General features: G+C 47.3%; 17 protein-coding genes. 6 read left to right on the forward strand and 11 right to left on the reverse strand.

Annotated elements, in window-relative coordinates:
* Window positions 1–244: 244 nt before the first annotated feature.
* The 3 genes from FCL48_RS08240 (at window position 245) to lysM (ending at window position 2,958) form a co-directional block, all read left to right on the forward strand.
* Window positions 245–1,210, forward strand: coding sequence for an ABC transporter substrate-binding protein (locus FCL48_RS08240; protein WP_136871789.1), 966 nt, complete (start codon window positions 245–247; stop codon window positions 1,208–1,210).
* 475 nt (window positions 1,211–1,685) lie between these two features.
* Window positions 1,686–2,456 (forward strand): tellurite resistance TerB family protein, encoded by a 771-nt coding sequence (locus tag FCL48_RS08245; protein WP_136871790.1) that lies wholly within the window; start codon window positions 1,686–1,688, stop codon window positions 2,454–2,456.
* Between the two features lie 73 nt (window positions 2,457–2,529).
* Complete coding sequence (gene lysM, locus FCL48_RS08250) at window positions 2,530–2,958, forward strand: peptidoglycan-binding protein LysM (RefSeq protein ID WP_136871791.1); 429 nt, start codon at window positions 2,530–2,532, stop codon at window positions 2,956–2,958.
* A gap of 136 nt (window positions 2,959–3,094) precedes the next feature.
* Here lysM and FCL48_RS08255 read toward each other — a convergent pair whose 3' ends face one another.
* The 4 genes from FCL48_RS08255 to hslO form a co-directional block, all read right to left on the reverse strand.
* Window positions 3,095–3,496: an iron-sulfur cluster assembly scaffold protein gene (locus tag FCL48_RS08255; RefSeq protein ID WP_136871792.1), complete on the reverse strand. Its 402-nt coding sequence runs from the start codon at window positions 3,494–3,496 to the stop codon at window positions 3,095–3,097.
* 47 nt (window positions 3,497–3,543) lie between these two features.
* Window positions 3,544–4,830 (reverse strand): citrate synthase, encoded by a 1,287-nt coding sequence (locus FCL48_RS08260; RefSeq protein WP_136871793.1) that lies wholly within the window; start codon window positions 4,828–4,830, stop codon window positions 3,544–3,546.
* A gap of 218 nt (window positions 4,831–5,048) precedes the next feature.
* Window positions 5,049–6,062: an alpha-hydroxy-acid oxidizing protein gene (locus FCL48_RS08265; RefSeq protein ID WP_136871794.1), complete on the reverse strand. Its 1,014-nt coding sequence runs from the start codon at window positions 6,060–6,062 to the stop codon at window positions 5,049–5,051.
* Between the two features lie 240 nt (window positions 6,063–6,302).
* Complete coding sequence (hslO, locus tag FCL48_RS08270; RefSeq protein ID WP_136871795.1) at window positions 6,303–7,196, reverse strand: Hsp33 family molecular chaperone HslO; 894 nt, start codon at window positions 7,194–7,196, stop codon at window positions 6,303–6,305.
* Window positions 7,197–7,394: 198 nt separating this feature from the next.
* Here hslO and FCL48_RS08275 point away from each other — a divergent pair, with 198 nt between their 5' ends.
* Window positions 7,395–7,955, forward strand: coding sequence for a chalcone isomerase family protein (locus tag FCL48_RS08275; RefSeq protein WP_136871796.1), 561 nt, complete (start codon window positions 7,395–7,397; stop codon window positions 7,953–7,955).
* Between the two features lie 95 nt (window positions 7,956–8,050).
* Here the strand turns inward: FCL48_RS08275 and FCL48_RS08280 are convergent, their stop codons facing one another.
* The 7 genes from FCL48_RS08280 to FCL48_RS08310 form a co-directional block, all read right to left on the reverse strand.
* The gene (locus FCL48_RS08280) at window positions 8,051–8,824 is read right to left on the reverse strand and encodes a FadR/GntR family transcriptional regulator (protein ID WP_240744788.1); all 774 of its coding nucleotides are present in this window, start codon (window positions 8,822–8,824) and stop codon (window positions 8,051–8,053) included.
* Between the two features lie 17 nt (window positions 8,825–8,841).
* The gene (gene ldhH / locus FCL48_RS08285; RefSeq protein WP_136871797.1) at window positions 8,842–11,022 is read right to left on the reverse strand and encodes an L-lactate dehydrogenase (quinone) large subunit LdhH; all 2,181 of its coding nucleotides are present in this window, start codon (window positions 11,020–11,022) and stop codon (window positions 8,842–8,844) included.
* 10 nt (window positions 11,023–11,032) lie between these two features.
* Complete coding sequence (locus tag FCL48_RS08290) at window positions 11,033–11,593, reverse strand: lactate utilization protein (RefSeq protein WP_136871798.1); 561 nt, start codon at window positions 11,591–11,593, stop codon at window positions 11,033–11,035.
* Between the two features lie 600 nt (window positions 11,594–12,193).
* On the reverse strand, window positions 12,194–13,654 hold the full coding sequence (locus FCL48_RS08295; RefSeq protein WP_136871799.1) for a sigma-54 dependent transcriptional regulator: 1,461 nt from the start codon (window positions 13,652–13,654) through the stop codon (window positions 12,194–12,196).
* 3 nt (window positions 13,655–13,657) lie between these two features.
* Window positions 13,658–16,228, reverse strand: coding sequence for an ABC transporter substrate binding protein (locus tag FCL48_RS08300; protein WP_205747670.1), 2,571 nt, complete (start codon window positions 16,226–16,228; stop codon window positions 13,658–13,660).
* Window positions 16,229–16,638: 410 nt separating this feature from the next.
* Window positions 16,639–16,989: a cupin domain-containing protein gene (locus tag FCL48_RS08305; protein WP_136871801.1), complete on the reverse strand. Its 351-nt coding sequence runs from the start codon at window positions 16,987–16,989 to the stop codon at window positions 16,639–16,641.
* A gap of 127 nt (window positions 16,990–17,116) precedes the next feature.
* A complete protein-coding gene (locus FCL48_RS08310; protein WP_136871802.1) occupies window positions 17,117–18,043 on the reverse strand; it encodes a DMT family transporter in 927 nt (308 codons plus the stop codon).
* A 663-nt stretch (window positions 18,044–18,706) separates the two neighbouring features.
* On the opposite strand from FCL48_RS08310, the gene FCL48_RS08315 reads away from it, so the two are divergent.
* Window positions 18,707–19,711: a dihydroorotate dehydrogenase-like protein gene (locus FCL48_RS08315; protein WP_240744789.1), complete on the forward strand. Its 1,005-nt coding sequence runs from the start codon at window positions 18,707–18,709 to the stop codon at window positions 19,709–19,711.
* Between the two features lie 152 nt (window positions 19,712–19,863).
* Window positions 19,864–21,186 (forward strand): electron transport complex subunit RsxC, encoded by a 1,323-nt coding sequence (rsxC, locus tag FCL48_RS08320; protein WP_136871803.1) that lies wholly within the window; start codon window positions 19,864–19,866, stop codon window positions 21,184–21,186.
* Window positions 21,187–21,208: the final 22 nt, after the last annotated feature.

Here is a 21,208-nt window from a genome sequence, read left to right on the forward strand (position 1 = left end):
ACGATTTAATTCAGATGGCTCTTGTTTTGTTGTGTGCGACTGTGAAGTGTACACCATTTATGGGAGCTGCGGGGATTTTTGTAGACCATATCTGCAATTGAAAAGAATTTTTTCTTTTGCTGCGGCAAACAGGACAGCATTTCATTTTATATCCTTGAATCAATTTGCATAATCTTCTAGAAAGGTCAATAAGAATGTACTGTAAAGACATAAAAGGTCAAATCAAAATACAAAAGGAGAAGAGATGAAAAAGGCTGCGCTATCGATACTTATAGGACTAATTCTAGGAGCGGCGACTGCTGGGCTTGCAGATACGCCACGAATCTCTGTGAGTCAGTTTGTGGACCACCCCGCCTTGAATGCGGTACTGCAGGGCTTTAAAGATGATTTAAAGGAAAATGGTGTGGAGGTTCAGTACAAGGAATATAATGCCCATGGTAACATGGGAACCGTAGGGCAAATTGCAACGCAGATCGCCTCGGATTCTCCTTCCCTGATCGTGGCCATTGCAACGCCAAATGCACAGGCCTGTGCCAAGCTGTATGAAAAGGCACCACAACTTGCCGATACACCAATGCTTTTTACCGCAATTACCGATCCTATGGCGGCAGGGCTGGTTGAGGATTACGCAAAGCCGCCTAAAAACATCACAGGTGTTTCCAATCAGATGCCCATGGATAAACACCTTGACATGATTAAACGTTTTCTTCCGGAACTCAAGCGTCTTGGTGTGATGTATAATGCTGGAGAGGTGAATTCGGTTTCCAACGTGAAGCGTTTAAATGAAGCGGCGGTTGAGCGTGGAATAACAATTGTGGATGGGCCTGTGACAAATTCAGCTGATGTATTCCAGGCGGCCCAGAGCCTTGTCGGTAAGGTGGAAGCTATTTATGTGCCGACCGATAATACGGTGGTTTCAGCCTTAGAGGCGGTAGTTAAGATCTGTGAACGAACGCAACTACCACTTTTTAGTGCGGATACCGATTCTGTTAAACGTGGTGCAATTGCCGCTCTTGGGTTTGATTACTACCTGCATGGAAAACAGACTGGTGTCATGGCTAGAAAGATACTTGCAGGAGCAAAACCGTCTGAGCTGCCTGTTGAATTTCAAAAAGATCTATCCTTTCATGTTAACCCAAAGGCTGCAGAACGTATGGGACTTGTTGTCGATAAAAGTATCATTGACTCAGTCGACGTCATCCATGAATAGGACTGCGATTTCCTGGAGATAGTCTGGAAGAAAATATTGAGGTTATGTTGGCCTCATTTGTTATATCATACCATCTTTGTTCTCTAAAAAAGCCAAACCCAGGTTAACCGGGTTTGGCTTTTTCTGTTGAAAAAAGAGAAAACGCCAGCCAATAGTTTTTTTTCTGCATCACTGAGGCAATCAGACATCTATCTATTTCTTACCGTATCTTTACTTTGTATAGTGTCGCACTTTTTTCAATTTAAGTCATTGATAAACCGTAATTTTTGTTTTTGAGAGTGGCACTTCATACGTCCTGGTAAAATAATCACTGTTTCAAGGGCTTGTTAACCGTTGATCCTGCCCTATAGTTGAAAACTGGGTAGGCGAAAAACACACTGGAAAAACTGGGACGAACAGGTTGGGTGAAAGAAAAACCCTGAGATTATCCATTTTCGCCAGATTGAAGAAAAGCCATCATACACAGGGGGGAAATATGGCAGGATTTGCAGATATTCTTGGTGCACTCGTTCAAAGTGGTATGTCCAAATCAAGTACAAAACGTCTTACTAATGCCTTTGGAGCAGGAGGTGGAGGCTCACTCAGCGATATAGTCGGCGGACTGGCCAGGATGGTGGGTGGTGCTGGAGGCCAGTCACAGGCCGGTGGCCTCGGTGGTATGTTGGGAGACGTTCTGGGAAACCTCAGTAACAATAAAGCGGCCCTCGGGGGTCTGGGAGCCCTTGGTGGTGCACTGCTTGGAGGAGGAAGATCCTCAGCGAAAGGTGCCATTGGTGGGGGTGCCCTGGCTATGCTGGCCTCCCTTGCTTTTTCCGCATTAAAGTCGGCCGGACAGGCACCAGCTCAGCCTCCAAAGGCGCTTTTGGAGGCGCAGACCCCGGAGCAGGAAAAAGAACTGGATGAAGAGGCCAATCTTCTTGTTAAGGCAATGATAAATGCAGCAAAGGCCGATGGTGCGATAGACCAGGCGGAGTTGCAGAAAATTATCGGAAAATTTGAGGAAGACGGTCTTAGTCAGGAGGATAAAGACTTTTTTATGGTTGAATCAGCGCGCCCCCTTGATATAAGTGGACTTATTGCCGCTGCTGCAGGTCGTCCGGAGCTGGCCGCCCAGATTTATGCGGCGTCACTGCTGGCCATCGAGGTTGATACCGCGGCCGAAGAACAATATATGCAAAAGCTGGCCTCGGGACTGCAACTTGCGCCCGCAACAGTGAGCTACATTGAAACAACGTTAGCTAAATAGTTAAAATACGGGTGGATGCAACAGGTATGTTTCGACCGTGTCGATAAAAAAACTATTCTGCAGGGAGATCGCTATGGGATTATTAAGTTTTGCAAAGAATATAGGTAAAAAAATCTTCTCAACGGAGGCGGAAGCTTCGTCCGCAATAAAGGCCCATGTGGAAGAGGATAACCCGGGAATTAAAAATCTTGAAGTAACAATCAAAGACGGAGTGGTATCGCTCAGCGGCGAGGCGGAGAGCGCAGAGGCCCTGGAAAAATCGGTCCTTCTTGCAGGGAATATTAAAGGGGTCGGAGAGGTAAAGTTTGATAACGTGGCCGCCCCGGCCCCGGTTGAAGAAGTTGAGTATTACGAAATTGTCTCCGGGGACACCCTGTCGGCAATTGCCAAGAAGTTCTATGGTAAGTCCTCCGAGTATCCACGAATCTTCCTTGCGAACAGGGAAGTCATCAAGGATGCCGACAAGATTTATGTCGGCCAGAAAATCCGTATCCCTAAGTAACCGTTTTTAAGGGCAATATAAAGGATTTGTGATAAAGATCGTGCATTTTTTTTGCACGATGGCAAAGAACCAGAGGCCGGATGACTGCATAGGTCAGCGGCCTTTTTGTATATCTGTAAACAGCCTGAAAGTCTAATTATCGTGGGGAGTAGACCTGCTTCCATTTTTCTGTTTGTCCTTTGTTGTAGTTGGCAAGGGCCTTGTAAAAGGCGCCAACGGCAAGCTCAGCACAGTGGAAGTGGTCAGGGGGCAGGGTCTGGAGAAAATCGGCGACGTTGTCTGGGGACAGGTCCCAGCCGGTCTGGACCGATCTGCCTTCCATGAGATAGGAGACGGCATTCCCGCAGGCAACGGTGTTAAGACAACCGTTCACGGTAAAGGTGACCATCTGAATCTGGTTGGCACGAATTGAGATATACATATTAATGGTGTCCCCGCATTCACCTGTTCGAGAACCAAAACCATCGGGGTGTTCCAGTTCGCCATAGCGTTCTGTGCGACTGACCATTGCCTGAAAATTGTCTGAATGTTCTTGCATTGTTTTCTACAACCCTCCTCTTTTGCAAGAGGAGGGTGAGTCTATAGTTATCGCTCCATGAGCGGGATAAACGGCCTGGTTGTCTCTCCGGTGTAGATCTGGCGGGGTCTGGAAATCCTCTGTTTATGATCATGGAGTTCTTTCCAGTTGGCAATCCAGCCAGGCATTCTGCCGATGGCAAACATCACAGTATACATGTTGAGCGGAATACCGATGGCACGCAGGAGGATACCGGAATAGAAATCAACATTGGGATAGAGATTTCTCGAAACGAAATAATCATCCTTGAGAGTCGCTTCTTCCAGTTCCAGAGCAACGTCGAGGAGGCCGTCTTGGATGTTGAGAGCCTTTAACACCTCATGAACCTGATTTTTCAGGATAAGAGAACGGGGATCGAAGTTTTTGTAGACCCTGTGACCAAAGCCCATCAGTTTAAATTGATCATCCTTGTCTTTTGCCCGGTCCAGATAGTGGTTTAATGGACGTCCAGAGTCCTTGATGTCTTCCAGCATCGCAATGACCGCAGCGTTAGCTCCGCCATGCAGAGGCCCCCACAATGCACATACCCCAGCAGCTACAGAGCTGAACAGGTTTGCCCGGGAACTGCCAACGACACGTACGGTGGAAGTGGAACAATTCTGTTCATGATCGGCATGGAGAACTAAAAAGAGGTTCAGTGCCTTGTCCACTACTGGAGAAACCTCATATTCCTGGTATGGATCTGAAAACATCATGTGGAGAAAGTTACCACAGTAGGAGAGGTTAGGGTTGGGGTGGTTGATTGGCTTGCCTGATGCCATTCTGTAGGCAAAGGCAGCAATGGTTCTTACCTTGGACAGCAAAAGGGAAGCCGTTCTGTCAAACTGTTCTCCGGTGGTTGGAACTTCAAGAACCTCAGGATGAAAGCAGGATACCAGATTGAGCATGGCGGAAAGGATCGCCATGGGAGGTGCTTCCTTTGGAAAGCCAGAGAAATGATGTTCTAGATTGGTATGGAGTGGGGCGTGTTCTCTGAGTCGCGAAGAGAACTCTCTTAGCTGTTGAGGCGTTGGAAGTTCTCCGTACAAAACAAGATATGCGGTCTCTGTAAAAGAGGCTTTCTCTGCAATCTCTTCAATGGGGTATCCTCTATACTTTAAAATACCTTTGGCTCCATCCACATAGGTGATAGAAGAGTAGCAGGAACCGGTATTACCAAAACCCGGATCCATGGTGATGATTCCACTTTCAGCACGTAATTGTTGTATATCTATGCATGTCTCGTTCTCGGTTCCTGTTATGACATCAAACTCATAACTTTTTCCGTGTATGTTCAGTGTTGCTTTTTCGCTCATGAGGGCTCCTTGCAGAGTTAGTAAGCTGTAACATGGAAATTTTCCAAAACATTAGCTCAAGATGGCTTTCACTTCATTTGCTTTAACAAGTTAATAATAGTAACCTTTTAGGTTATTGCAACGGTCATGAGAATCCGCCAGGCTGAGGTCAGCAGGTAGTATCCTTTAAAATCAGTGCCCGGCCAAGGACGATAAAGTTCTCAGCCAGGCATCGGCTATTATACCGCAAAGAGAATATTTTTATCCACAGCGCTTGCAGAAGATGTTCCTGTAAGAACCATGGTTTGTTCCAATTCCGTCTTAATGGAATCGATATAGGTTTCAACACCTGCCTGAAGTCCGCCGATCGCCGCCACGGAAAATGGTCTGCCGATCATGACGGCGTCAGCGCCAAGAGCCAGTAGTTTTAGAACATCGCCACCACTGCGAACTCCACCGTCAGCGAGGATGGTGATTTTTCCTTTGACGGTATCGGCGATATCTTCCAGTACATCGGCACTGCCTGGAGCGTGATCAAGCACCCGGCCCCCATGATTTGAAACGACGATGGCATCAGCGCCACTGTTTACAGCCAGTTGAGCATCTTCTGGGGTCATGATGCCCTTGATGACAAACTTCATCCCGCTCTTTTTGACAATTTCAGTCAGCTTATCAAGGGGTTTAGGTGATACGGGGCGGCCCATCTTTTTTAAAGTGATGAGGCCTGCAGCATCAATGTCCATGCCCATAATATCTGTTCCGAGGGCCTGGGCTTTTTCTATCTTGGCATAAAGTTCATCGTCCTCCCATGGCTTGATAAAAGGAATACCCCAGCCTCCGGCATTTTTAATAGCCTCGAAACCGGCCAGGTGAATGAATTCAGGAACGCCGTCACCCGTGCAGCCTATTATTGATTTTGCCTTGCAACCGTTGATAATGGAAGCTGCATATTCTTCTTCTGAGATCTTGCCGCCCATATTAAAGGAAACACCACCAATGGGAGCGGCAAAAACGGGAAGTGCCAGCTGTTTTCCGAGGATATTGACGCTGGTGTCTGGGTCGGTCACTTGGTGAATCAACCGCATGTTGAATTTAAACTTTTCAAGGGCCTTAAGATTGTTGCCAAAGGATGAACCACTGCCAAGGCCACCCATTCCAGGAACCTGTCCAGAGCAAACTTTCCCGTTACAGATTGGACATACCCTGCAGTATGGTTCCATCAGTTTTCTTGCGTTATTACGAATTTCTTGCATCTCTTTCTCCCTTGTATAATTTGGCAGTTAAAATGATACTGCTATTCAGGTTCGACATGTTGATTTTTTTACAGATTGAAAGATGTAAAATAAAATCGGTACTCCGGCAAGTACTTTTCCGCCTTCCCCTCTCCTGAAGGAAACCAATTTATTTTTTGCTCATATATGCTGCCAGACCGTGTTTTAATTTTACCTTGAAATCTTGTAGAGTGGAACTTTGGCCCTGCCAAAGATTTTTTGTCAGGTGGACCTGGGGCTTTCAGCCATGCGCACCAGGAGTCGGGCCAGGTCTGCTTTGGAGAACAGGTACTGATGACGACAGAATTCACAATGGACTTCAGCTTTTCCTTCTGTCTCCATCAGCTGCTGAAGACCAGACTTCCCAAGAGATATGAGGGCATTTTCCATTTTTTCATGGGAGCAGCTGCAGGAGTACTGAAGAGGTTTTGAATGAATTTTTTTATGGGGAACGTTTTTAAACAGCGTTGAGAGGATGTCCGAGGGGGAGTTGCCAGCCAGAAAAAGTTCTGAGAGGGGAGGAAGACTACTAATCTCTTTTTCAATATGGCAGAGGGCAGTCTCGTCGGCTGGTGGCAGAGACTGTATGAGAAAACCACCTGCAGCAGCTATCGAGCCATCTGGATTGAGGTAAACAGTAAGCCCCAGAGTTGAAGGGGTCTGCTCGGATTGGGAGAGATAAAAAGCGATATCATCGCCTATTTCGCCGGAATAAAGAGGGATTGTGCCAGGGTATTTTTGTTCGATGCTGATCTGTTTTACGACGGTGAGCAGCCCGACTGTGCCGATTCCTCCAGCAACATCGATTTTCCCATTTTTAAGTGGGAGCTCCGCATGGGGCTTTTTGACATAACCACGGGTCCAGCCGTTGTAACCCGCTTCGGTGATAATTTTCTCCAAAGGGCCATTGCCTTCAAATTTAAGGAGAATGCTCTGGTCGTCTTTGAGCAATGCGGCCAACAGGGCATTTCCTGTCAGCGCCCTGCCAAGGGCTGCAGCGGCAAGGGGACCCACATCATGACGCCTGCAGGCCTCGGTGACCAGTTTGGTTGTGTTGCATGCAACACCAAAAAAATCTCCCTGTTCGGAGATGACTCGTTCTATTATGTCAGTCATATTTATTCTTTTATAGAGGTGGCGGTGAAAGTATTTCGTGTCAAATCTGCTGTTAGCATATTATAGTCGTAAAGTGAACTGGAGCAACGATCAAATTGTTGACCTGAAACTTTACGTTTACGTATTGGTTAGCTCCCTGTGGGATGGGGGAATATGTACTCTTTATCATTGACTATAAAACAGTAAGGGGAGGATGTTATGCGAGTATTATTGGTTGCGTTGTTGCTTATCGCAGGTCCGCTGCAGGCAAAAGAAATTGCCGGGGTGATGGTTCAGGAGATTGTAAAAACGGATTCTGGCAAAGAGTTGAGCCTCAATGGAGCCGGAATACGATCGAAGTTTTTTATGGATATCTATATCGCGGAACTGTATATGCAGCGGCCTGGCTCGACAGTTGAACAGATTCTGGCCTCAACCGGAGAGCGGTGGATCGTTATGCATTTTCTCTATGAAGAGGTTTCAAAAGATAAATTAGTTGATGGGTGGGTGGAGGGCTTTGCCGGTAATACGAAGCCAGAGGACCTTGTAGCCCTGCAGGAACGGATCGATCGTTTTAATGCCATGTTTGTGGACGTAAAAAAAGGGGATCGTATTATCCTGGCCTATGACCCTGACAAGGGTACCGTTGTGACCATTGCAGGAGAGGTCAGGGGGGTTGTCGAAGGAAAGGATTTTAACGATGCACTTCTGCTTATCTGGCTTGGGGATAAACCGATCAGTAAAAAGTTGAAGGCGGAATTGCTGAGCTACTCAGAATAGCTCACGGGCGAGCAAAGCGCAGGCAAATTACATCAGTTAAAAAGGCCGTCACTGAAGAGTGGCGGCCTTTTTTACCTCATAACGTACGCAGCGGGTTAAGCAGCGAGATGTTTGAGTGGAATGCTGTCTTGATAGTTATTCCGCTTTTCAAAGAAATCCTGGACGTAGAGGAGATGTACACGCATCGCGTCGTGGGCTTTCTGAGGCTCGCGGGCTTTTATATGGTTAAATACCGCTCGGTGGTGATCAAGAACCTCTTCGTAGGCAAGCTCAACATCTCCCAGGTGGACGAGATTCTTTTTTATTCCGACAAATAAGAAGTCATAAAAACTCCTGGTCAGATGAATGAGAACAGGGTTTTTGGTGGAAAAGGTGATAGCCATATGAAAGGCTGTATCTGCTGCCGTGGAGATTGAACCATTGTCTGCCAGATCGTCTTCCATCTCCTTGAGACTTTTCTGAATGGAGCGAATGTCAGCATCTGTCGCTCTGAGCGCCGCGAGTTGGGCCGCGTTACATTCAAGTCCCATCCGCACCTCTACAAGATCGAAAAAAGTGGCTTCGTCCGTACTCATGGCGGCGGAAAGCGGGTTTCCTTCGCGGTGCTCAGGGGAGCTGACAAAAGTTCCCTGGCCCTGGACCTGTTTCAGTAGCCCAAGATTGACAAGTTTTTCGATGGCATTTCTGACAGAAGTCCTGCTGACCTGCATGGATGACGCAAGTTCACGTTCGGGTGGTATCTGCTGTCCCGGCTTAAAATCACCTTTGTAGATGAGCTCTCTGATCTGTTCGAAGACCTGGCTTGAGATACGTCTTGGTTTGATTGGCCGAATTTTCATGGCTGAAATCTCTGTGGTATTCGTATTCATAGTGTAATCCTTAGACCTCATTTTTTATTGTTATCAATCGCTTCGGCAAGAAGTTCAATGGTATGGACGCAGCGAATACTTTCGTTGGCTTTTCCTACAGCACCTTTGAGCATTATCATGCAGCCTGGGCAGTCCATTGCTACAGTTTTTACTCCGGTGGCCTCAATTGCACTGACCTTATCTGCAGTGATCTGTTTGGAAATTTGTGGATGACTGAGAAAAGAATATGTACCTCCAAAGCCGCAACAGCGATCAGAGTTCTTCATTTCTTTCACCGTAATTCCTGTACTTTTCAGCAGTGCCCGAGGCTCTTTGTAAACGTTTGATCCACGTTTGAGATGACAGGAATCGTGATAGGTGACGGATTGATCGGTAGTTGTGCTGGCCAGTTTTTGCGAGGCACCCAGGACGTTTTCTAAAAATGCGGAAGCGTCCATGGTTTTCGCCGAAAGCTCCCGCGCTTTTGCAGCCCATTGTGGGTGATCAGCGAGGCGGTCGACGAAATCCCTCTTAACGGCCATGGTGCAGGTGGGGCAGATAGAGAGAACATAGTCAACTTCAGCTTCAGTAAAGGCCTCCACACTTTGTTTAGCAAGATCAAGTCCTGTCTCGGTATCTCCTGAGTAGAGTGCTGGGATCCCGCAGCAGTTCTGACCCTTTGGAAAAACCACCTCCACGTTCAGGGAGTTCAGAACCTTGATGAGACTGACCCCGACCTCAGGATAGACAAAGTCTGCACCACAGCCGACAAAGAAGCCAACCTTGTAGTCAGGGTTGAAAAGGGTCTGGGGGATAGTGTCAAACTGATCCCTGAAGGATTTTGGCGCAATGGACGGTAGATCACGCCACTCAGTGAAATCACGATCTAAAAAGTGGAGAGGCAGATGCCGGATGATGCGCGGTTCGCCTTCCTTGCGGTTCTTATGGGTGACCGGTCGTTGGAGTTTTGAGGCGGCTCGCACCATGGAGTGAAACAGGCCACGGTTTTTCATAACCGCTTTAAAGGCGACATTTTTGATCACGCCCATTCCATATTCTTTTGTCACCTCATTTCTGAGGTGGAGTATGATCTCTTCAAGATCAATTTTAGAAGGGCAGACGGCAACGCAGGACCGGCACCCGATACAGGCTCGGGTAATATCTTTTGCTTTGTCGAGGCCTTCATAGAAAGCGGTAAGGATGACACCGATCGCAGAGATGTAGATGGAACCAAAGACGTGCCCGCCAACGGTCTGGTAGACCGGGCAGACATTGGCGCAGGCACCGCATTGGATACATTTGAGTGCGTCCCGGCAGGCCTTGGACTCGTAAAGGGCTTCCCTGCCTCCATCGATGAGTACGATATGCTGTTCTTTCTGTTCTCCGTCACAGGGTACACATCCTTTAATCCAGGTAACATAGGAGGTGAGGAGCTGTCCTGTGGCATTTCTTGGAAGCAGACGGGTAATCTTAATGGCGTCTTCAATGTTGCGGACAAGTTTGTGAATGCTGGCGAAAACAACGTGTACCTTGGGAAGTGTAGCACAAAGTCTCGCGTTACCTTCGTTGGTTACAAGACCGATACCTCCGGTGTTTGCAACAAGAAAGTTGGCACCGGTCAGGCCGATGTCTGCATCAAAATATTCCTGTCTGAGGCGGGTCCTTGCATGGTCAACCAGGGTTTTTATCTCAGGAGTCAAGGTTTTTCCGGCTTCTTTGCTAAAGAGCTCTGCAACTTCCTCCTTAAACATGTGGATTGCGGGCATTACCATGTGGCTTGGGCGTTGGCCGGCAAGCTGAATAATCCACTCGCCAAGATCGGTTTCCGCGGCTCGTATGCCGTGGGCCTGTACAGCTTTGTTGAAATGAGCCTCTTCGGAAACCATGGATTTGGATTTGGCAATGAGTTTGGCATCCTTGCTCTTGGCGAGTTTTATGACATAGTCGTTTGCCTCTTTGGTGTTCTTGGCCAGAAATACCTTTGAACCGGCGGCTTCCGCATTTTTAATAAATTCAGCAAGCAGCTCTTTTCGATTGAGGCGAACTTCCTCTTTGATATCCGAGAGTTCAGTCCGCATCTGTTCAAAATCAAGACCCCTATAGGCATTTTCCCGGGCGATGAGGTAGGCATCTCCAAAAAGATGCAGGGCCTTGCTCAGTTTCGGATTGGCAATGGCCTGTTCAACACTTTCTTTATAGTTTGTATTTGTTTTCATCATATTCTCCTTATTAATTTTCCATCAAATCACTGGAAACATTATTGACCAGGAGAATGTGTAACTCTCTGGGACCATGGCAACCTATAGTGAGAACTCTCTCAATATCAGCAGTACGGCTGGGGCCGGTGATATATGCGACAAATTTAGGGTCAGACCCTGTATGCATCTGGGTCATGGGAGTCACTGCGGCAAGGTTGTCTTCAAGTATCTTTTCAGGATCAACGATAACAAAATGGGTTTCGGGCAGGGTGGTCGCAAGGCGGATGGATTCGTCGGTTGATTCCAGAACGACAGTGCCGCTGTCGGCCATGCAGAAATTACAGAAGGTCACGCCTCCTGCAGGTACATGTCCTGCCTCTCGGAAATTGCCACTAAACACCTCAACATCTTCAGCTGCAAGCAGGGAGCGAAGGTTATGCTTTACGGCAAGCGGAGTCTCTGGAACCAGGGTTGTACCACTGGCAACGGAGCTAATGTATTTTGCTGCGGCTTCAAGGTCTTCAAGCTGCAGTACCTCTGCACCGACACGTTTTGCAACTTCGATGAATTGTTCAAGATGCTGATTGGCCATACTGTCTATCCTTTTTTGAGACGAATTAACGAACGATTTCTACGACAAATATTTAAACAGAAGCGGCTCCTTGCTATAGAGCTGTTCCTGATGAGTGTTTCAGGTGAAAAAAAGTCTGCCTCGCCAAGCCAGGCGCGGCAGTGGGGACGACCGGATCCTAAATGAGCAGAATAGAGAAACTACAGGACCGGAGAGGATCACCTGTCTGTACGTATAAGCAAAAAGTATTCCTGTTTTCCTTGTCTAGGAAAAATAACGTAATATCAGTGCGATGGAGAAGGGTCTTTGAAAGAGGGGATTCGCTTGGGAGAGTTTTGTCTTAAAAAAAGGACGGTTTTGAAGGGAACCATGGGGTGTAGTGGTATCCAGGATGAGTGATTTGTTGGAAGCCTCTAGTATAGGTATCTAGAAAAACATTAAAAAATACAAGAAAATTCAGTCCGGAAAAAAAGACAGCAGTGGTCTGGTTACAGACCGGCTTGCTGTGTAAAAGCTCATTACCATTTTAACAGTTTGAAATAAATGAGTTTATCTCTAGTCCTAAAAAAAAGACCACTGGATCCTGCGATTATTTTACGAAGGGTGCAGGCTGTTGCTCTATCATACTTTTTTGTGGGTATCTTGCTGAGATATATTATATTTTTTAAGCAGAGAATAGAAGTGGGAGCGTGAAAGACCGGATATTTCCATTATCTTTTGCATGTTACCATCGCATTGTCTGAGGAGTTCGCTGAGGTAGGTTTTTTCTGCCGCGTTCTTGAATTCTTTGAGTTGAGGCAGTGGTCTGTCAAAAATATCTTCAAAGATCTGCTGTCCGATATTCAGGGCCAGATGGGTTGGTTCTTCCAGTTTATCAGCGGTTTCCTGGGAACCGTCGTAGCGTGCGATTTGCTTTTTGGCAACCTCAATACGCAGACTCCGTGGTAGATGTACAGCGTAGAGGGTATTCTCATTGCCCGCGTCAATGACTGATCTCTCAAGAATATTAAAAAGCTCCCGGACGTTTCCCGGCCAGCTGTAAAGCTTTAAGGTATCAATGAAATCATCGCCTATGTTTTTGGGTTCAAGGCCAAACTCCTGGCAGAGTTGTTTGGTCTTGAAGATGCACAGTTCTGTGATGTCCTCTGCTCTCTGGTGCAGTGGCGGGAGGTGAATTCGCATGGTTTTAATCCGAAAAAGCAGATCACGTCGAAATAATCCCTCCTCTGCCATCTGATCGAGGTCCCTGTTTGTCGCTGCTATCAATCTGAAATTACTTGTTTGTTCTGTTGTGGAGCCGATAGGTCGGAACTGTCTTTCCTGAAGGACGCGGAGGAAAACCTTTTGGATGGAGAGCGGCATTTCGCCCACTTCATCGAGAAACAGGGTGCCGCCGTCTGCGGTTTTAACCAGACCTTTTTTATCCAGTTGTGCCCCGGTAAATGATCCTTTCACATGGCCAAAAAGAGTTGATTCCACCAGGGATTCGGTGAGTGCTGTGCAGTCGATGACAGTGAAGTTTTCCTGGGCACGTCTGCTGTTTTTATGAATAACTGAGGCAAAAAGTTCTTTGCCTGTTCCTGTTTCCCCGGTGATGAGGACGTTGCAATCGGCGCTGGCTGCTTTGTTTGCAAGCTTGAGGCTTGCCTGGATTTCACGACTCACGCCCATGACACCTTCAAGTGGGATGTCGGGTTGGTGGTTGTGACCAACTTTTTCCTGACGGTATTTAAGGGCTCTGTTAAGGCTGAGTGTGATGTCTTTTACCGAAGTGGGTTTGAGTAAATAGTCCCAGACGCCACCTTTTATTGCGAGTTCAGCACCATCTGGGTTTCCTTTTCCTGTGAGAATAATAACCTCAGGAGGATTGGGGATGGCCATCAGCTCCGGGAGGATGTCAAGGCCATTGCCGTCGGGAAGAAATACATCGAGAAAAACCAGATCGTATTCGGTGTTCTGGGCAAGCAGAAGTCCCGCACTCAGGGTGTGGGCCTTGTCTGCGTGATAGGACAGCCGGCTGATAAGGCTGATCATGGTTTCGCAAGCTTCAAAATCGTCATCAATTACTAATATATTCGGCATAGGTCACATGTTTTCCCGGATCTCGGCCAAGCTCTGGAGAAGATCCTTTTTATGATAGGGTTTTATAATCACCTTATAAATATTGGAGCAGTCCTGGGCTGCCAGGCGCGCGTCTTCTCGTCCTGAGACCAGTATCACCGGCAGGTCCGGTAATCTCCTGGCAAGTTCGGTGCCGCTTATGGCTGGCATGTCATAATCACTGATGAGTATATCAAAACTTTGCTTACCTGAGGTGACAAGTTTCAGCGCGGTTAAGGGGTCCTGGAGGGCTGTTACCGTAAAACCCATTTCCTCAAGGATGCGGGGTGTGGTCTGGAGCTGATCGGGGTCATCCTCTACAAAAAGGATATTGCCTCCGTGTTTTATGTTATTGGAGTAATCCAGTGCTGAGTCGGTTCTTCCTGCCGCCACTGCGGGAAGCAGTATCTCAAAAGTTGTGCCTTTGTCTTCCTCGGATTTCACCTCAATGCTTCCCTGGTGGCTCTGGATGATACCATGGACAACGGCGAGGCCGAGGCCGGTTCCCTCTGTTTTCGATTTTGTAGAGAAGAATGGGTCGAAGATTTTATTGATGATGTCCTTGGGGATCCCGGGGCCGTTGTCCTTGACACTGAGCTTGATGAAATCCTTTGCTATTCCCGTTCCTTTCAGTGGGTCTGTATCATTTTTCTGTAACTTGCTGAGTTCAAGGTGCAGGTATCCTCCCTTGCCTCTCAGGGCATGATATGCATTGGTGGCCAGGTTGAGGATGGCCTGGTGCATCTGGGTGGGGTTGGCGTTGACAAAAAAGCGTTGATCTTTCTCTATGTGGGACAGCACTTTGATGTTTGCCGGTGTGGATGCCTCCATGAGGTGGACAACTTCCTGGATAATTTCAGCAAGGTTGGTCGCCTGAAACCCTTCTGTTGATGGTCTGCTGAAGGAAAGGATCTGTTGTACAACCTGCCCTCCTCGGTGAGCAGCTTTGAGAACACGTTTGAGGTCCGCTTCAGTCTGGGTTCCCGGAGTTATGTCTCCGATAGCCAGTTCCGTTGAATTGATAATTGAAGTGAGAATGTTATTAAAGTCGTGGGATATACCCCCGGCGAGGGTACCGATGGCCTCAAGTTTTTGTGATTGGAGGAGTTGACGTTCCAGGTTTTGCTCCTTGGTAATATTTTCAGCCGTCGAGAGGACACCCAGCAGTCTTCCCCCCTGGCCCATCAGTGGAACCTTATTGACCTCCAGCCATGATACACTGTTGTCTTTTCCTGCAACCTGACGTTTTAGCTTGCGAAATGGCTTTTGACTGTCAAGGACGGCACTGTCAACCGTTTTGGACCACTGGGCATAGTCACTATCGCTAATGATATCCTGCGTTTTGAGGTTGATGACCTGCTGGGTGTCTTTAATTCCAAAAAAGTCGGTGAAGGCGCGGTTAACCCCAAGGTATTCTCCCGCTCTGTTTTTCCAGGAAACGAGTTGGGGGATCGTATCCATGAGCGTTTCCTGGAAACTGAGCTGGTCTTTGATTTTTGCTTCAACCTTCCGTCTTTCAACCATTGCCACAACCACGGAAATGAACGCCAGGATGAGGAGAAAGAAACTGACGATGATTGTCCAGAAAAGCTCTTTTGAAATGGAGTAAATGGCTGCTGGCTGATTAATGATTTTACTGTATGGCGGCAGAAGCTTCTGGTCTATGTCCAGTTTTTTCATTACAGCATAATCAAACAGATAAATTCCCCCGGGTTCATTGAGGATTGGAAGATCTTCAGCGCGTTTTCCCTTAAGGATCTCCATGGCCATATTGCCTGCGGTTTTACCCTGTTCAAAGCTTGAGAGAACGCGACCGCCGACGGCACCGTAGCCCACCATAAATTCCCAGGCTGTGTAGATTGGAACATTACTGTGCTGGTAGATGGCCTCACTCACCTCTTCGGAGGTGTAAAAATCACCCGATGGAGTTGTCTGGTAATAGGGGGCAATGAAAAGCATGCTGTCGTCGCTGAGATTGCTTACTCTTTTCTTGGCTTCATCGAGGCTCAGCTGGATCCAGTATTCGATCTGAATCCCCATGTCATGCTCGCTTGAGATCTTTTCAGCCTGCTTTCGGATTGCGGTGCCTGCAGTCGAATCATCGATGAGAACAATGAGCCTTTTCCGTTGTGGATGAAGCTTTTTTGCCACCTCAAGAGTTGCAATGAAGTCGAATACCTCTACAACGCCGGTGATGTTGCCAGAAGCAATATCCGAATCCTTGAGGTCGTTTATGCCGCAGAAAACGACAGGTACTTCTGGGAACAGTTCATCCCTGTAATCCGTAATAAAATTAAGGGCGTCGTTGTCTGAGAGGACGATGAGATCAAAGGTTTGGTCCTTGAATTTTTTTTTATATAAAGAGAGCAGGTTCTGGGAAACATCGTGGTAAAGGAACTTCTTTGTATCCATGTATTCAATCTGCAGGTCAACCCGTGGTTCACTATTGGTGAGAACAGACCGTACCCCATTGAGCAACCCGTCTGACCAGTGATAGCCGTTGTGGTAGGAATTGAGAAAGAGGACATGTTTTTTTTCTGTGTAACCAGATGACATGCCTGTCCATATAAAAATTATGGCGAGGATAACCAGCAGTTTCAGGCACCATCTTTGGTTTGGTCGTATTCTGGGGAATGCGGTTATGTTCATTAGAATTAGAGGGTCGCAGGATTGATTGTGGCTTCTCTAGTGCCATTATAGTGCCAAAACATCTCCGGTCGAAGAAAATTGCATTATTTGTTTTTTTAGGGGTTTTCTCCAGAGTCTATAAAACAAGGAGGGGACTAACCGAGGGTGAGGGCATAGCCGCATTAGCGCTGAGATGCAGTGCGGCTATGATGAACCAATACGGAGAAAAATGGTGGTTGCGGTGGTCTTGATTATATCCCGGATTCACGATGAATCCTGCTTTTGCAAGCGGTAGGTGAAGCCTGGCAAACCATTTTGGGTTGTATTGTTTTTCGGGGTTAGATTTCGTCAACTCCGGATGGGATCATACATATGAAAACGAAATCTTCACCGCCACCATTCATGATTTGATGTTCCTCGTTGCCTGGGATGAAGACCACGGTGCCGCTTCTTACCTCGCGCCATTCGCCATCCTGATAGATTTTGCCGATACCGGAGTGGACAAAGATTTCATGCTCCCACTGGTGGGAGTGTCGCGGAGTGAAGCCTCCTGGTTCGACAGTAAAGACACGCATGCAGAAATTATCTGCATCATCCGCTTTTCCTATGACCACCCTGCCTGTTACACCTTTGACGGCATCACTGTTGAACATGTGGGCGGGTGCTTCTTTGTAATCTGCTATTTTCATAATTTTTCCTGAGCCTCTTGCGTGCGTGTTGTTTTGTGGAGTCGGGTTACAGTACGTCAGTACATGGTCTGACTGGGCCAAGTATAGTCTATAATAAAAAAGGAAAAACAATTTTATACATCGTAAATTATAGTTCGGTATCGGAGGAATGCAACGCCTCTGACTCTTGGCGGCGGGTAATCTTCCCTGTTATTCCCATGTAGATTGCCAGCAGGGTTATCGTTACTCCAAGCCAGTTTATGGGACCGGTGGGCCGGTCGAAAATAAGAACATCCCAGATGAAAGCAAGCGTTGGTTGAAGCAGCAGGGTGAGACCTGTGAGCGAGGCTGGGATTTTGGGCATAGCAGTTGCGATGAGCGCCCAGCCGATGGTTTGGCTGAAGAGTCCAAGACCAAGGAGTGCCAGAAGGCTCTGGGAGTCGGGGATGGTAAAGGAATCACCGGAATAGAGCATTTTAGCACCGAGGAAAATTGCGGTGAAAATCGATACAAGCAGTAGAAGGAAAAAAAATGACGTGCCCCGTGCGGCTTGTACTTTGCGGAGGCTGAGAAGAAAGACAGTGTAGAAGCAGGCGGTGAAGAGGGCAAAGAGAATGCCGGTTTGGTAGTTTGTATCAAGCGTACTCCAGTTTGTTCCGATGATGAGATAAAGACCGGCTACGGCGAGAGGGATAGAGATGATGAATCGAAGTTTGGATTTTTCGCCAAGAAAAATGATCCCCACTCCTGCAAGAAGAAACACCTGAAAGTTGCCTATAAGTGTCGCGAGGCCGGGGCCAATGTACATGATAGACTCATGCCAGAAAAAGAGATCAAGGGCAAAGGTCAGACCACAAAAAATAACAAGACCAAGCTGGCCCAAAGCGGGTCTGTGGTATTCCCTTTGTAACAGTGTGGCGGCCAGCAGGAAAACAGCTCCAAAGAAGGTGCGATAAAAACCGGAAGCGGTGGGAGATACGTGGGCAAATTTAACAAATATTCCAGAAAAACTGATAAGAAAGGCCCCGCAAAGAACGCAAAAAATTGGAGAGTATAGTCTGGAGAGACGCGTCATGATTATTGTAAACCAATGGGGGAGAGGGTTGTTTTTAAATATGCCTATCTGTTAATTGCCCTGAGTGGCCCATTGGCCTGGGTTTTGGTCGGACCTTTTTTCTGACTTTCGCCAATTTTTGAATAAATAGCAATATCTATGGATAAATAATGGCTATGTAAGCTCGTATCTGAGCCGGCAGGCGTAATTTCTTGCCTTGAGAGCCACGTTCTGAGTTGGGCGACAAGGGCTAATGGTCAGGCCAATGTGCATTTTTGAGAACTGGGACAGCTCAAAGGTCGGGTGAAATGGCGACCTTGTATTCTTACGCCTAACACGCACAGCGGAACAGCACAAAAAAGGTCCCATTATAAACCTTTTATTGTAGTTTGAAAAAATAAAAATATTGTTTTTGGCTAATTACACCTTTTTGCCCTCTGTAATTCTAAAATATTGTTGATTTTCTGTGAAAACCTATTAGAAACGACTTGTTGTAATAAATTAAAATCGATGTGCACCTTGTGCTTGAGTACCTTGGAGATTCATTGTGGTGATTCTGAATATCTTTGGTGAGGGTGCTCCTCTCCCGAAAAGAATCAGAAAACGTGCATACCTGACAAAACTGACAAAAGCGTTTGTCTGAGTCTTGCTCATTTTGGACGACAGACAGGGGCAACTTATTCAATGGAGAACAAACCGGACGATATGAAAGATCTTTCAACGACGTACCTTGGGCTGAATTTGAAAAATCCCTTGATTGTAGGAAGTTGCGGTTTTACCAATTCAGTCGATAAAATAGCAGAGCTGGCTCGGAACGGTGCCGGAGCTGTTGTTTTAAAATCTTTGTTTGAAGAACAGATACTTGCCGACTTATCTGCAAACCTTGAAAGTTACACTACTGATTACCCTGGGGCAACCGACTATGTCCGCGAGTATACAAGGGGCAATGAGGTCGAAGCCTACCTGGGGCTCATTGCGGGCGCCAAAAAGAAGGTCGATATACCCGTTATCGCCAGTATCAACTGTGTTTCCGATAAAGAGTGGACCTCCTTTGCCAAATCAGTTGAAAATGAAGGTGCCGATGCCCTTGAACTGAATGTGTCGCTTCTGCCTTCTAATCCTCGGATGACCAGTGAGCAGAACGAGCGGATGTACCTGGATGTTGTCGGCTCGATCAGTGAGAAAGTGTCCATCCCTGTGGTGTTGAAGATGAGTCACTATTCCGCATCGCTTGCAAATTTGATTCAAAAACTGAGCTGGACGGATAAAATTGCAGGTTTTGTCCTGTTTAACCGTTATTACTCCCCCGATATAGATGTGGAGAAAATGGTAGTCAAGTCCTCTGAGCTTTTAAGCAACCCGGCAGAAGGAACACTTCCTCTTCGCTGGATTGCCCTGTTGTCTGGCATTGTAGAAAAGGATCTGGTTGCCTCCACTGGAGTTCACGACAGCGATGGAATGATAAAACAGTTACTGGCGGGTGCGACTGCTGTACAGATTGTCTCTACCATTTACAAAAACGGAATGGGCCAGATTGGCACCATCCTGCAAGGGCTTGAGAGCTGGATGGAGCAGAAATCATTTGCTAAAATTGATGATTTCAGGGGAAGCCTTGCCTATGACAAGGTGGCTGATCCTGCAGTTTTTGAGCGAACACAGTTTATGAAGTACTATGGCGGATTGTCCTAAACCGTTTGACGGGACACTATATCTGGGGAAATCATCTGCTGCATTAGTATGATTCTCCCAGGTTCGAAGGGGCATTCCATACGGGAACTGAATAACGATACAGCCTCCCCTCTTTTCAGGCTGTATCCAATTAACACAACCATTAATTGTTTATGAAACCGTTGCTTACTTTTACAAAAGGCGGAGTACATCCGCCTGAATTCAAGGCGCAGACAGCAGGGCTCGGGATTGAAGTAATGCCCGTACCCCAGGAGCTGCAACTCATTCTAGGCCAGCACATTGGCGCACCCTGTACTCCAACTGTAGGCAAGAGGGATGAGGTAAAGGAAGGAGGGATCATTGGAGAAGTGACGAAGGGACTTGGCGTTCCTCTCCATTCTCCCGTGGATGGGAAAATCAAGGACATTGGTACCTCGACCCATCCTTTGCGCATGAGTGTCCCCTCCATTACTATCAGCGTTGCTGAGGATGCCAGTGCCCCTGTCTATGAAAAGCAGGACTGGCATAACATCGATAAGGCGGAGTTGTTGAAAAAAGTTCATGCTGCCGGTGTCATTGGTGTTGGTGGTGCGGGTTTTCCAACCCATGTCAAGCTGAATCCGCCATCCTCCTCTCCCGTTGATACCCTGCTGCTCAACGGTGCCGAGTGTGAACCCTATATCACCGCAGATCATCGGCAGATGCTGGAAAATACCGAAGATATAATTGAAGGTGCCAAAATTATCCTGAAGATACTTGGCATTAGCAAATGTTATATCGGTATTGAAAGCAATAAGCCTGACGCCATAGAAAAGATGAGTGCTGCCGCGCAGGCAGGTTCAGGAAATGGTTACACCATTGAGGTTCAGCCCCTTCAGGTAAAATATCCCCAGGGCTCAGAAAAGCAGCTCATTGAGGCTATCACGGGGCGAAAGGTCCCTGCAATGGCACTGCCATCGGCTGTTGGTGTGGTTGTGCAGAACGTTGCCACTGCCAAGGCGGTCTATGATGCCGCGGTCTTTGGCAAGCCACTGTATGAAAAGGTGGTAACCATTGCCGGAAAAGGCATCAAACGGCCAGCCAATCTGCTGGTAAAGGTTGGTACAAGAATTGGTGATATCGTCGATTATCTTGGAGGCCTGCAGCCAGGTCTTACGAAGGTGATAATGGGTGGACCAATGATGGGCTTTGCCATCTCAAGCCTTGAGGTGCCTGTGACTAAAACGACTTCCGCCCTGTTGTTTCTAACAGAGGATGAAGTTGATACCAGGCCCCACTCCCAGTGCATTCGTTGCGGCTGGTGTCTGGATGCCTGCCCGATGGGACTGGAGCCCAAAGAAATTGGTATTTTTGTTGAAGCAGGTAAGGCAGAAGATACGGCTCCTTTTGGAGTTTTCGACTGCTTTGAATGTGGCTCCTGTGCCTACGTCTGTCCGGCTAAGCGACCACTGGTTCAGTTTATACGAATGGCAAAGATGAAAGCCAAACGGCCATAATAGGCTAAAGGGTTGTTGGACT

The sequence above is a fragment of the Desulforhopalus sp. IMCC35007 genome (assembly GCF_005116575.1).
GTDB lineage: Bacteria > Desulfobacterota > Desulfobulbia > Desulfobulbales > Desulfocapsaceae > Desulforhopalus_A.

What these genes read in the sequence shown, in the direction of transcription:
- FCL48_RS08260 (WP_136871793.1), bottom strand. Translation starts at nt 4,830, where the DNA reads ATGAGCGAAAAAGCAACACTGAACATACACGGAAAAAGTTATGAGTTT.
- FCL48_RS08315 (WP_240744789.1), top strand. Translation starts at nt 18,707, where the DNA reads ATGGAGAACAAACCGGACGATATGAAAGATCTTTCAACGACGTACCTT.
- hslO (WP_136871795.1), bottom strand. Translation starts at nt 7,196, where the DNA reads ATGACTGACATAATAGAACGAGTCATCTCCGAACAGGGAGATTTTTTT.
- FCL48_RS08245 (WP_136871790.1), top strand. Translation starts at nt 1,686, where the DNA reads ATGGCAGGATTTGCAGATATTCTTGGTGCACTCGTTCAAAGTGGTATG.
- FCL48_RS08240 (WP_136871789.1), top strand. Translation starts at nt 245, where the DNA reads ATGAAAAAGGCTGCGCTATCGATACTTATAGGACTAATTCTAGGAGCG.
- lysM (WP_136871791.1), top strand. Translation starts at nt 2,530, where the DNA reads ATGGGATTATTAAGTTTTGCAAAGAATATAGGTAAAAAAATCTTCTCA.
- FCL48_RS08300 (WP_205747670.1), bottom strand. Translation starts at nt 16,228, where the DNA reads ATGTCATCTGGTTACACAGAAAAAAAACATGTCCTCTTTCTCAATTCC.
- FCL48_RS08295 (WP_136871799.1), bottom strand. Translation starts at nt 13,654, where the DNA reads ATGCCGAATATATTAGTAATTGATGACGATTTTGAAGCTTGCGAAACC.
- FCL48_RS08290 (WP_136871798.1), bottom strand. Translation starts at nt 11,593, where the DNA reads ATGGCCAATCAGCATCTTGAACAATTCATCGAAGTTGCAAAACGTGTC.
- FCL48_RS08280 (WP_240744788.1), bottom strand. Translation starts at nt 8,824, where the DNA reads ATGAATACGAATACCACAGAGATTTCAGCCATGAAAATTCGGCCAATC.
- ldhH (WP_136871797.1), bottom strand. Translation starts at nt 11,022, where the DNA reads ATGATGAAAACAAATACAAACTATAAAGAAAGTGTTGAACAGGCCATT.
- FCL48_RS08275 (WP_136871796.1), top strand. Translation starts at nt 7,395, where the DNA reads ATGCGAGTATTATTGGTTGCGTTGTTGCTTATCGCAGGTCCGCTGCAG.
- FCL48_RS08305 (WP_136871801.1), bottom strand. Translation starts at nt 16,989, where the DNA reads ATGAAAATAGCAGATTACAAAGAAGCACCCGCCCACATGTTCAACAGT.
- FCL48_RS08255 (WP_136871792.1), bottom strand. Translation starts at nt 3,496, where the DNA reads ATGCAAGAACATTCAGACAATTTTCAGGCAATGGTCAGTCGCACAGAA.
- FCL48_RS08310 (WP_136871802.1), bottom strand. Translation starts at nt 18,043, where the DNA reads ATGACGCGTCTCTCCAGACTATACTCTCCAATTTTTTGCGTTCTTTGC.
- FCL48_RS08265 (WP_136871794.1), bottom strand. Translation starts at nt 6,062, where the DNA reads ATGCAAGAAATTCGTAATAACGCAAGAAAACTGATGGAACCATACTGC.
- rsxC (WP_136871803.1), top strand. Translation starts at nt 19,864, where the DNA reads ATGAAACCGTTGCTTACTTTTACAAAAGGCGGAGTACATCCGCCTGAA.